This window comes from Achromobacter sp. RW408, assembly GCF_003184165.1.
GTDB classification, from domain to species: domain Bacteria; phylum Pseudomonadota; class Gammaproteobacteria; order Burkholderiales; family Burkholderiaceae_B; genus Achromobacter; species Achromobacter xylosoxidans.
Genome location: NZ_QHHO01000047.1, coordinates 550,120 through 560,509, shown reverse-complemented (window position 1 = coordinate 560,509; position 10,390 = coordinate 550,120). Strand labels below are relative to the sequence as shown.

Genomic DNA, 10,390 nt, shown 5'->3' with positions numbered 1-10,390 from the left:
GCCCACCAACACCGCCCCAAAAAAAAAGCCGCCCGGCCGCCCGGCCGCCCGAAGGCCGGGCAGCCCCCTCGGGGGGGCAGCAAGCGCACGCAGTGCGCGCCGCGTGGGGGCCCACATATCCCCGCCAACTGTGGAGAAGCTTGAGGACAGCTGTGGGGCAGGTACGAAAAAGCCTGACGTGCCAAGCACTTGCAGGCACCGGTCAAAAACTGCGCAATCCATCGTTTGGCCGATTCCTGGCGCACTTATCCACCGTCCAAAGGGCGATTGCGGGACGCCCGCGGACGCTTCGCATCGACCGGTGCATTTGTCCCAGCATTCTGTGGACAAGCATGAGGACAGGATGAGGGCAGCTCGGCTTTTCCCTTGCACATCAAGCACCTGCAAGGGGTGGTCAAGAAAGGCCCAGACGCACTCGCCCAGGCGCCAGGTTGTCCCCGGGAAATGTGGATAAGGCTGAGGACAGCCTGCGGGCAGCCGCAAAAATCCCTTTACCGCCAAGGCCTTGCGCCAGGCGGGCAATAAACGCTCAGGCGCCGTGCTCCGGCCGCGCCAGCTACGTGATGCGCCGCGCCCGCCCGCCCCTTCTCGCATTTGTCCCCACCGGATGTGGACAAACCTCTGAACAGTCTCATGACAAGCCGAAAAAAATCTTATCCGACAAGCACTTGCAAGGACCGCTCAAAAAAGGAGCAGCGCCGCGGACGCGTCGCGCCCGCCGCGTGAATGCCGGGCGCTCGCCATCGCGCGTCGGCGGCGCTAGACGTCGCCATCCTCCAGCCGCATGCCGATCTTCAGGCCGACCTGCCAGTGCGCCACCTTGCCGTCCTTGATGTGGCCGCGCACCTCGGTGACCTCGAACCAATCCAGGTGGCGCAGCGTTTCGGATGCGCGCTCGATGGCCTTGCTGATCGCATCGTCGGTGGACTTGGTGGACGAGCCCACCAGTTCGATCTGCTTGTAGACATGATTCGACATGGCTTGTCTCCTTTGAGGGGGAAGCGTTGCGAATCGTCGGCCGCGCGCGGGGTTCCGGCGCTTACGACCGGCAATCCATTCGAACACACAGGATACCGCGCAGGGCATAGAGTGGTGTTACGAGTTCCGTCGGCGCGGCCTCGCCCGCGTCCCCGGGTCTCGCTTCTGAAACGCAAGCCAGGAGGTTGTCATGCCTGAACGGAAAACGCTGCAACGCGCCGCGCGCGACAAGAAGCAAGGCAAGTCCCCATCCACCCAAGCGGGCGAATTCGTGCGCGAGGAAATCGACCACGTGCGCGAAGGCAAGCACGGCGTGCGCTCGACCAAGCAGGCCATCGCCATCGGCCTGTCGAAGGCGCGCCGCGCTGGGGTTGACCTGCCCTCGCCCAAGAAGGCCAGCGCGTCGACCCGGCGCAAGGCCAAGCAGGACAGCGAGGCCGCGCATGACGGGCACGCCAAATCGCCGACGCGCGCCCGCGCCACCACGCGCGCCCTCAAGCGCGAAAGCGCCAGGCCCGCGTCCAAGCCCGCGCTGTCGCGCCACGCGTCCAAGACGGCGTCACGGCGCACCGCGGCGGATCGCTCGGCCGCCGCGAAGAAGGCCGCCGCCACCAAGGGCGCGGCGGGACGCTCGGCCGCCGCCAAGAAAGCCGCGCGCACCCGCGCCGCCAACCGCGCCGCCGCGCATCACTGAGCGGCGCGGCTGTCAGGGCGCCGCGCCGGCGCCCGCCTCGAATTCGCGCAGGCGCGCCTGCAGGAATTCGCGCAGCCGCTTGACGGCGGGCGACAGCAGCATGCGGTGCACGCACAGCAGGTACAGCGGCGACGGCTCGCCGGTATAGTCCGGCAGGGCCTGCACCAGGCGGCCGGCGCGCAGGTCGGCCAGCACGTCGTAGCGCGACTTGTACGCGACGCCGTAGCCGGCCAGCGCCCAGCGCCGCACCAGGTCGCCGTCATCGCCGACGCGGTCGCCCTTGACCGGCACGGTCAGCGCCCCGCCCTCGTGCTCGAAGGCCCAGCGGTCGTGCAGGGATTCGCCCAGCACGAAGCACAGGCAGTTGTGGCGGCGCAGGTCGGCCGGCGTCTGCGGCATGCCATGGCGCGCGAAATAGGCCGGCGCGGCGCACACCACGCGGCGGTTGTGCTCGCCCAGCGGCAGCGCCACCAGGCCGGAATCGCCGGGCGTGCCGTAGCGCAACGCAATGTCGACCGGCTGCCGGTAGAGGTCGGCCAGGCGGTCGCTGATGCGTACCTGGAAGTTCACGCGCGGATGGCGCTGCTGGAATTCGTCCAGCCAGGGCAGCAGCACATGGCGCCCCAGGTCCGACGGAATCGACACCGAAAGCGTGCCGGAGATGGCCGTCTTGTCGCGCGCCAGCGCGCTCTGGCCGGCCTGCAGGCTCGACAGCGCGGCGCGCGCGTATTCCAGATAGCGCTCGCCGTCGCCGGTCAGCCGCAGGCTGCGCGTGGACCGCACGAACAGGCGGGTGTCCAGCGACAGTTCCAGCCGCTTGAGCGCGGCGCTGGCCACCGCCGGCGTCAAGTCCAATTCGCGCGCGGCGGCCGAAAAACCGCCGTGATCCGCCGCGGCGACAAAGATGCGCAAGTCTTCCAACCGAACCATGGGGGCTCATTTTCAAAGAATTATTGAAACTGAGTCCGATGCTAGCCGGTTTTTCATCGTTCGCCACTGGGTAATCATGGCGTCACCCCTACCCGCATTGGAGTCCCCATGAAAATCGAACTCAACGGCAAGAAGGCCCTGGTCACCGGTTCTTCCGGCGGCATCGGCCTGGCCATCGCCCAGGGCCTGGCCGAAGCCGGCGCCCAGGTGGTGCTGCACGGCCGCAGCGCCGACAAGCTCAAGCAGGCCGCCGAAGCCATCGCGCGCCGGCATCCGGGCGCCCAGGTGCACACCGTGCAGGCCGACCTGTCCACCGCCGACGGCGCCGCCTCGGTCTGCGCCGCCCATCCCGACGTCGACATCCTGGTCAACAACGCCGGCTACTTCGCGCCCAAGTCCTTCACCGAAATCACCGACGACGACTGGCGCTACATGCTCGATACCAACGTCATGAGCGGCGTGCGCCTGTCGCGCTACTACCTGCCGCGCATGCTGGCCGCCGACTGGGGCCGCATCGTCTTCATCTCCAGCGAATCGGCGCTGCACATCCCGGCCGAAATGATCCACTACGGCGTCAGCAAGACGGCGCTGCTGGGCGTCTCGCGCGGCCTGGCCGAACTGACGGCCGGCAGCGGCGTCACCGTCAATGCCGTGCTGCCCGGCCCGACGCGCTCCGAAGGCGTGGTCGACTTCTTCGCCGAAATGGCCAGAGAACAAGGCCTGCCGCAAGAACAGATGGAACGCGACTTCATCGCCCAGCATCGTCCCAGCTCGCTGCTGCGCCGGCTGGCAACGGTGGAGGAAGTCGCCAACATGGTCGTCTACACCTGCTCGCGCCAGTCCTCGGCCACCAACGGCGCCGCGCTGCGCGTCGACGGCGGCGTGGTCCGCACCATCGCCTGATCCCTTTTCCCGTTCCGAGATCCCCCATGAAAGCCATCGCCTACTTCCAGAACCTGCCCGCCACCGATCCGCAATCGTTGCAGGACATCACCGCGCCCGACCCCGTTCCCGGCGACCACGACCTGCTGGTCGAAGTCAAAGCCATCTCCGTCAACCCGGTGGACGTGAAGATCCGCGCCAACCGCAAGCCCAAGGACGGCCAGCCCGAGATCATCGGCTGGGACGCCGCCGGCATCGTGCGCGCCGTGGGCGCCAAGACCAGCCTGTTCGCGCCCGGCGACCGCGTCTGGTACGCGGGCGCCCTGACCCGCCCCGGCGCCAACAGCGAACTGCACGTGGTCGACGAGCGCATCGTCGGCCGCATGCCGCAGAGCCTGGACTTCGCCCAGGCCGCCGCGCTGCCGCTGACCACCATCACCGCGTGGGAACTGCTGTTCGACCGCCTGCGCGTGCTGGACAACGCCGCGCCCAGCCAGGGCACGCTGCTGGTGGTCGGCGCGGCCGGCGGCGTCGGCTCGATCCTGGTGCAGTTGGCGCGCCAGCTGACCGGCCTGACCATCATCGGCACCGCCTCCCGGCCCGAGACCCAGGCCTGGGTCACCGAGCTGGGCGCCCATTACGTCATCGACCACACCCGCCCGCTGGCCGAGGAACTCAAGCGCATCGGCCTGCCGCAGGTCGGCTTCATCGCCGGCCTGACCCAGACCGACCAGCACTTCGCGCAGCTGGCCGAAGCCATCGCGCCGCAAGGCAGGATCGCCCTGATCGACGACCCCTCCGCCATCGACGTGCGCCTGCTCAAGGGCAAGTCGGCCTCGCTGCACTGGGAATTCATGTTCGCCCGGCCGCTGCACAACACGCCCGACCTGATCGCCCAGCACGAACTGCTGAACCAGGCCGCGCGGCTGATCGACAACGGCACCCTGCGCACCACGCTGGGCGAGCACTACGGCCGCATTAACGCCGAAAACCTGCGCCGCGCCCACGCCTTCATCGAAAGCGGCAAGGCGCGCGGCAAGGTGGTGCTGGAAGGCTTCTAAGGCGCCCGGCCCGTCCCGACGAAAAAATTGGGACGGGTGTCTCGCATTCGTCGGAAGAAAGAGGTAAAACCTCGACTGCGCGCCGCGGGCCTTCAGCCCGTGGCCGCGCTTTCGGGAGTTGGCTCTGATTTCTCACCTGTTCGACCAAGCGCTGGAACCGATGCTCTGGGGCATGGTGGCGGTCGCCCTGCTGATGCTGCGGCTGGTGCCGCTGCAGGGCTGGAAGGCCGTCATCGTCGCCGGCATCACCGCCGGGCTGGTGTTCGACACCATCCAGTTCCGGGTCGGCCCGCCGCGCCTGTGGGACGCCCTGGTGCTCGGTTCGATCCTGGCCGCCTTGCTCGTGGCCGCGGCGCAGGAACTGCTGGTGCTGCTGGCGCGGCGCCTGCGCGCCGCGCGCTCGCGGGCGCGGGCCTGACACCTCGCCGGCCTGCTCAGGCCGCGGGCATTCCGGGCAACACCAGGTCATCGACCTGGTAGGTGTGGAATTCGCTGGTCGATACCGCATCGAGCTTGCGGAATTTCTCCAGGAACACCGGATCGGAAAAGAATTCGTCGACCTTTCCCGCCCCCGAGATCGCCTCGATGTTCACCACGGTCTTGCCGTCCGTGCTCTTGGCCAGGTTGCTCCACAGGAAACCCGGCTTGGTGCGCGCGACGTAATGCACCACCTCCTGGATCGCCTGGAAGGCGTCCTCCTGCCGGCCCGGGTGGGCATGAATCACGTTGACGATGAACACCGTGCCATCCGGCGCGGGCTTGAAGGTGGCGGTAACGGGAAAGGCCATGTCGGCTCCTGCGGTGAAAGACAGGCGACACTATGGCCCGGCGCGACGCCGCGAAAAAGAGGCCGGCGGGCTCGAGACTACGGACAATGCCGTCCGCAATCGCGCAGCCTCCCTTCTCGGTCCCTGGCCCGGATCAGGCGCGCCCTTCGCGTCGGGCGCGGGCGTGCGGATCATTGATCTCGGTTTCCAGTTCGGCGATCAGCCAATCGAACCAGCCGTTCTCGGTGCGCGCATACACCACCGCGGCCGGAATCTTGCCTTCGCGCCAACCGGGCTGGTGCGCATCCATCCACGCCGACAGGCTCTTGTGCGGCGCCAGCAGGCCCGACAGCCACGACCAGACATAGTCGGGCACGTTGCGCCGGAAGCCCTTGGCGCTGGCGTAGATCGTCGGTTCCAGCGGCATGTTGCCCGAACGGGCCAGCCTGGCCTGCACCCGGCGCAGCGTTTCGGCGGCCGCCTGCAATTGTTCGGTGCTGAGCTTTTTCACGTAGCGACTCCTGGATTGGTTTGGCCGGATTATCGCCGACAGGCCCTGGCCGTTGCCAGCGCCGGCATCGCGCGACATCAACGCGCCGCGCGCGGCGTTTGCAACGCCAGCAGCATCGAGGCGCTGAAACGCCCGCCCGGCGCCAGCACCTGCAGGCCTGTGCGGGTCTCGCCGGCCGCCGCCAGGTTGAAGGCATCGGCGACATTGGTCACCGGCTCCACGCACAGGAAATCGGCGCCTGGCGCCGTGTAGACCACCAGGTGCGCGAAAGCCGGATCGGCGTGCAGCGCCAGTTCGTGTCCATCCGGCCAGTGCAGCGTGGCGCGGCCGCCCCACTGCGACAGGTAGGTATCGCACCCCTCGGCCGACTGGCCCAGTTCCCGCACGTGGGTGGTCTGGCTGGCGCCGGGCAGGCCGTCGGCGTCGGTCGGCCAGATGCGCCGCGCATGCAGCGCCACGCGCGTGGCGGTGAAGTACGGATGGATGCCGCAACCGAACGGCATCGGCGCATCGCCATGGTTGATCATCAACAGTGTCAACGACAGCCCGCGCGAATCCAACCGATAGCGCTGCACGCATTCATACGGCCACGGCCAGCCCAGCACGCCGGCGGGCTGTTGCAGCACCAGGTCGACCGCGTCATCGGCCAGATGGCGCACCTGCCAGGGTTGATACAGGCCGGCGCCGTGAATCGCCTGCGGCCGTCCGGGCAACGATGCCAGCACGTGGCGCGCGCCTTCGAACGTGAACACGCCATCGCGCACCCGGTTCGAGTACGGCGCCAGCGGATACGAGCCGGCGCGCGGCCATTGCGCGGGCGGCCAATCCGTCTCGGCCAGCGGCACGATCCAGTCGTGCGCCTCGGTCGACAGGCGCGTCAGGCGTCCGCCCCCGCCGGGCGCGAACTCGGCGCGATGGGGGCCGTGGGTGATGGTCACGCGTTCACTGGCATCCAGCGAGGCGGGGAAGGGCAAATCATCGGGCATCGGGCGCTCCCGCGGCTCTGCGAACGGCCGCGAGACGCCATTGTGCATGGCGCGGTCCGGAGCCGGCAAACGCTGCCGGCCTCAGCGTTGCCCCATGCCTCAAACCCGTGCGACATACTCTACCGGGGATTGGTCCGACGTTCGGATATACTGTTCATTCATACAGTAATCCGACCGCAAGGGACCCCTGCCCATGACCAGTCTGATCAATTCCCCGCCCAGCCGCAGCATCTGGCTCAGCGCCTTTACGCGCCTGAGCGGCGTCAAGAACGGCGACTACCTGCCCCTGCAACGGCTGCAGGAAGCCACCGGCCTGGAAAGCGGCCAGAAGCTGCGCGACGTCCTGGCCACCGCCGAACGCGAGGGCCTGCTGCTGATCGACCGCGGCGCCACGCCCGCCAGCTACCGCGCCACCTACGCGCTCGAACGCCAGGTCACGCTGTTCGCGCCCGACTAGGGGGCCGCCGCGACGACAGAGTGCTAACGATCCCTTGCAATGCTGTTACATCTCGGGAAATAGAATCCCCCGGAATGCACCCTACGGAGAAAAACATGCAAGAAGACACCGCCAAGCCCGAACCCACCCGCCGCCGCTGGCCTTTCGGCTACGGCCAGGAAGCCTGAACGGTCCCTTCCCCCTCTCCAGGGCGTGAGAACGCCTTCCTCTCGCGCCAGGCACGCGCCCGGCAAGCCCACCATGCCCCTGCTCGACCTGCTCGACGCCGCCAACGGCCTGCCCGACGCCTGGAAGTCCCGCGTGCTGGCCCAGACTGGCGGCTGCAACGTCAAGATCCTACGGATGGACGGCCAGCCCTCCCCCGCCGAAACGCACGACTACAACGAAGCCCTGATCGTCATCAGCGGCGCGCTGCGCCTGTCGGTCAAGGGCGAGGCGATCGAGGTCGCGGCCGGCAGCATGTACCTGGCGCCCGCCGGGGTGCCGCACGCCGTCGCCGAGGGCAGCCACGGCGTGCTGATGATCGTCGATCCGGTCGGTTACTGAGGCCGCGGCGGCCGGCCCACTCCGCTTCGCGCGCGCATATTGCCACTGGCTGCCGGAATCGCTAGTATCCGCGCATCCCGACAGCGTCGGTCACCACAGGCCAGTCCATGAAGCGTCTTCCTCTTCACATCGTGGTATTCGCAACCCTGGCCCTCGGACTGGCGATGACGCGTCCGGCAACGGCCGAACAAGGCTGTCCCGATGGCTACACCATGGCCGCCGTGGGCACCGCCCAGTGCATTCCGATTCCCGGGCTGTACCAGGTGCCGGGCGGCTACCAGGCGCCGCCGCCCCCGCCGCCGGTCCGCTGGGAACAACGCTGGGGCGCCATCGCCATGGATGCCGTCACCGGCAAGGTTGGCGTGGCCGGCAGCAGAAAGAGCCGGCAACAGGCCGAAGACGACTCCGTGGCATCCTGCGCCAAAAAAGGCGGCGGCGACTGCCGCGTCCAGGTCTCGTACGCCAACCAATGCGGCGTGATCGTCTGGGGCAACGGCATCGCCGTCTCCCGGTTCGCCCCCACGCTCGAGGCCGCGACGGATATGACGCTCGCCGAGTGCAAGCGGGAAAGCGGCGGCGCCTGTGAGGTATTCTTCTCCGATTGCAGCATGCCGGTACGGGTGCAATAGCCCGCCGCCCCTTTCCCCGAGCCTTCGCCATGCCCTTGGACACCACCCACCTCGTCACCGACGCCACCGCCCTGCAAGCCCTGTATGGCGAACCGGGCGAAGCTTCGCTCAAGAAGGAAGTGGACCACGTCCATCCGCACTACCGCGCCTTCATCGAGGCCGCGCCCTTTGTGGCGCTGGCCACCTCGGGCCCCGACGGCCTGGATGTGTCGCCGCGCGGCGATCCCGCCGGTTTCGTCGTGGTCGAGGATGAAAAGACCTTGCTGCTGCCGGACCGGCGCGGCAATAACCGCATCGACAGCCTGCGCAACATCCTGGCCGAACCGCGCGTGGCGCTGCTGTTCCTGGTTCCCGGCGTCAACGAGACGCTGCGCGTGAACGGCAGGGCGCGCATCAGCGTCGACCCGGCGCTGCTGCAACGCTTCGAGATGGACGGCAAGCAGCCGCGCTCGGTCCTGATCGTCGACGTGCAGACCGTCTACTTCCAGTGCTCGCGCGCCCTGCTGCGCTCGCGACTGTGGGACCCCGCCACCCAGATCCCGCGCACGGCGCTGCCCAGCGTCGGCCGCATGCTCTCCGACCTGAGCGCCGGCACCTTCGACGGCGCGGGCTACGACCGCGACCTGCCGGCGCGCGTGGCCAGCACGTTGTATTGAGTCTCTGCCGCTGAATCGAGCGGAACGCCGCCCGGGATGCCGCTGCGCATCCCGATGATGCTGCAAACATCACACCGCGACGTGTGCCGTCACCATCAACCCGATACCCTGACATCCATGCGTTAACGGGTGCCCGCCAAGGCCCCGCGACCTCATCGATGGACGGATCTTCGGCGTGCCGCTCGAACCTACAGACTTTTATCGATCGCATCTGCGATCACTGCATGTGGCGCTGTTGCGCCATCCGATCGGCATCGCTCATTTGAGCGGCCGCGGCATACGGCTGGACGGCAGGACCCTTGTACCGGGCGAACTCATCCACGGCATGGATCGGATGATCTCGACACTCGAGTTCGCCCACCTGTTCACCGTTTTCAACGGAAGCCGGGTCCACGCGCAGTTCGCCCGCAAGCCCCTTCACGATGCCCCGGCGGGGCTGTACTTCTCCATCATCAACAACGGCATCATCCAAAGCCCGAACAAGAACAGACTGGGACTCTACCGCGCACGCGACAAACACGACAGCACGCTTATCGTCAAGAACATGCACATCGACTGCATATGCCTGGCGCACCACGCGCCACCGGGTCTTGGCACCATCGCCTTCGCGCTGTCAGCAATTACCGCGCATCTGGCCGGGCTGTCGCATATCTCGCTGGTCGCGGCCGGTGGCCCGGGCGCCGGGAAACGCTACGTCGGCTACCGGATCTGGCCAAAATTCGGCTTCGACGCCGACATCGCCTCCGATGAGCTGGCCGCCGCGCCATATTTGCAGGGCTGCCAGACAATCCAGAAAATCTTGGCCAGGGACCCGGCCTGGTGGGATGCCCACGGCACCCAGCGCATGATGCTGTTCGACCTGGCGCCTCACAGCACATCGTGGGGAAAGCTGCTACGCTACGTTCGTAAGGTCTTCAACGGAGGCTCCGATGAGCACCGTCCATTCGCGTAAAACCGCTTCCTCCTGCACGCAGCAGGCGCCAAGCCTCGCCATCTCCTTGTCGCTTGAGGGCGTTGAGCCGACCGACGCGCAGACCTGGGCCCAGATCGAGGCCGCCGCGCGGCAGCCCACCCACGGACGACGGTATCCGGAGATCGCCGAAGTCCCAGACTGTTCAAGCCGCAATGGACGAATGAAAGGCGAGCAATGATAGGCGGCGCCCTCCTGCAAGCCGCCCCCTGCCGCCCATGAGCGTCTTCGGCATCTTCATCCTGGTCCATGGCATCGTCCTGCTGCCCTTTCTGCCCTGACGCTCCCCACGCCAGGCCGACCCGCCAGGCACCGTCGTAAAA

15 protein-coding genes are annotated in these 10,390 nt (G+C 67.7%); 10 read left to right on the top strand and 5 right to left on the bottom strand.

All coding sequences use genetic code 11. The features are described from left to right. Window positions 1-759: 759 nt before the first annotated feature. Window positions 760-978 (bottom strand): dodecin, encoded by a 219-nt coding sequence (locus tag DK459_RS18710; protein WP_006386517.1) that lies wholly within the window; start codon window positions 976-978, stop codon window positions 760-762. Window positions 979-1,168: 190 nt separating this feature from the next. On the opposite strand from DK459_RS18710, the gene DK459_RS18705 reads away from it, so the two are divergent. Continuing rightward, window positions 1,169-1,672, top strand: coding sequence for a DUF6496 domain-containing protein (locus DK459_RS18705; RefSeq protein ID WP_024069879.1), 504 nt, complete (start codon window positions 1,169-1,171; stop codon window positions 1,670-1,672). Between the two features lie 12 nt (window positions 1,673-1,684). On the opposite strand, the gene DK459_RS18700 is transcribed toward DK459_RS18705, so the two are convergent. Next, window positions 1,685-2,602 (bottom strand): LysR family transcriptional regulator, encoded by a 918-nt coding sequence (locus DK459_RS18700; RefSeq protein ID WP_020928912.1) that lies wholly within the window; start codon window positions 2,600-2,602, stop codon window positions 1,685-1,687. 108 nt (window positions 2,603-2,710) lie between these two features. Here DK459_RS18700 and DK459_RS18695 point away from each other — a divergent pair, with 108 nt between their 5' ends. The 3 genes from DK459_RS18695 (at window position 2,711) to DK459_RS18685 (ending at window position 4,963) form a co-directional block, all read left to right on the top strand. Then, window positions 2,711-3,505 (top strand): SDR family NAD(P)-dependent oxidoreductase, encoded by a 795-nt coding sequence (locus DK459_RS18695; RefSeq protein WP_024069880.1) that lies wholly within the window; start codon window positions 2,711-2,713, stop codon window positions 3,503-3,505. A 26-nt stretch (window positions 3,506-3,531) separates the two neighbouring features. Continuing rightward, window positions 3,532-4,545: a zinc-binding alcohol dehydrogenase family protein gene (locus DK459_RS18690; RefSeq protein ID WP_024069881.1), complete on the top strand. Its 1,014-nt coding sequence runs from the start codon at window positions 3,532-3,534 to the stop codon at window positions 4,543-4,545. 118 nt (window positions 4,546-4,663) lie between these two features. Next, complete coding sequence (locus DK459_RS18685; protein WP_223203218.1) at window positions 4,664-4,963, top strand: hypothetical protein; 300 nt, start codon at window positions 4,664-4,666, stop codon at window positions 4,961-4,963. A gap of 16 nt (window positions 4,964-4,979) precedes the next feature. On the opposite strand, the gene DK459_RS18680 is transcribed toward DK459_RS18685, so the two are convergent. From DK459_RS18680 to DK459_RS18670, 3 genes are all read right to left on the bottom strand, one after another. Further along, entirely contained in the window at window positions 4,980-5,333 is a 354-nt protein-coding gene (locus tag DK459_RS18680) for an antibiotic biosynthesis monooxygenase (RefSeq protein ID WP_006386511.1), read from the bottom strand. 133 nt (window positions 5,334-5,466) lie between these two features. Beyond that, entirely contained in the window at window positions 5,467-5,823 is a 357-nt protein-coding gene (locus DK459_RS18675; RefSeq protein WP_006386510.1) for a hypothetical protein, read from the bottom strand. Between the two features lie 77 nt (window positions 5,824-5,900). After that, complete coding sequence (locus DK459_RS18670; RefSeq protein ID WP_053497617.1) at window positions 5,901-6,809, bottom strand: aldose epimerase; 909 nt, start codon at window positions 6,807-6,809, stop codon at window positions 5,901-5,903. Window positions 6,810-7,002: 193 nt separating this feature from the next. On the opposite strand from DK459_RS18670, the gene DK459_RS18665 reads away from it, so the two are divergent. From DK459_RS18665 to DK459_RS30450, 6 genes are all read left to right on the top strand, one after another. Beyond that, complete coding sequence (locus tag DK459_RS18665) at window positions 7,003-7,266, top strand: hypothetical protein (protein ID WP_006386508.1); 264 nt, start codon at window positions 7,003-7,005, stop codon at window positions 7,264-7,266. Between the two features lie 240 nt (window positions 7,267-7,506). Beyond that, on the top strand, window positions 7,507-7,812 hold the full coding sequence (locus DK459_RS18660; RefSeq protein WP_006386507.1) for a cupin domain-containing protein: 306 nt from the start codon (window positions 7,507-7,509) through the stop codon (window positions 7,810-7,812). Between the two features lie 107 nt (window positions 7,813-7,919). Further along, a complete protein-coding gene (locus DK459_RS18655) occupies window positions 7,920-8,441 on the top strand; it encodes a DUF4189 domain-containing protein (protein ID WP_006386506.1) in 522 nt (173 codons plus the stop codon). Window positions 8,442-8,470: 29 nt separating this feature from the next. Next, window positions 8,471-9,097 carry a pyridoxamine 5'-phosphate oxidase family protein gene (locus DK459_RS18650; RefSeq protein ID WP_110134969.1) on the top strand — a complete coding sequence of 209 codons (627 nt, stop codon included), beginning with the start codon at window positions 8,471-8,473 and terminating at the stop codon, window positions 9,095-9,097. A 175-nt stretch (window positions 9,098-9,272) separates the two neighbouring features. Continuing rightward, complete coding sequence (locus tag DK459_RS18645) at window positions 9,273-10,049, top strand: hypothetical protein (RefSeq protein WP_054444289.1); 777 nt, start codon at window positions 9,273-9,275, stop codon at window positions 10,047-10,049. After that, window positions 10,027-10,248 (top strand): hypothetical protein, encoded by a 222-nt coding sequence (locus DK459_RS30450; protein WP_146221905.1) that lies wholly within the window; start codon window positions 10,027-10,029, stop codon window positions 10,246-10,248. Before DK459_RS18645 ends, DK459_RS30450 begins: the two co-directional genes overlap by 23 nt. Window positions 10,249-10,390: the final 142 nt, after the last annotated feature.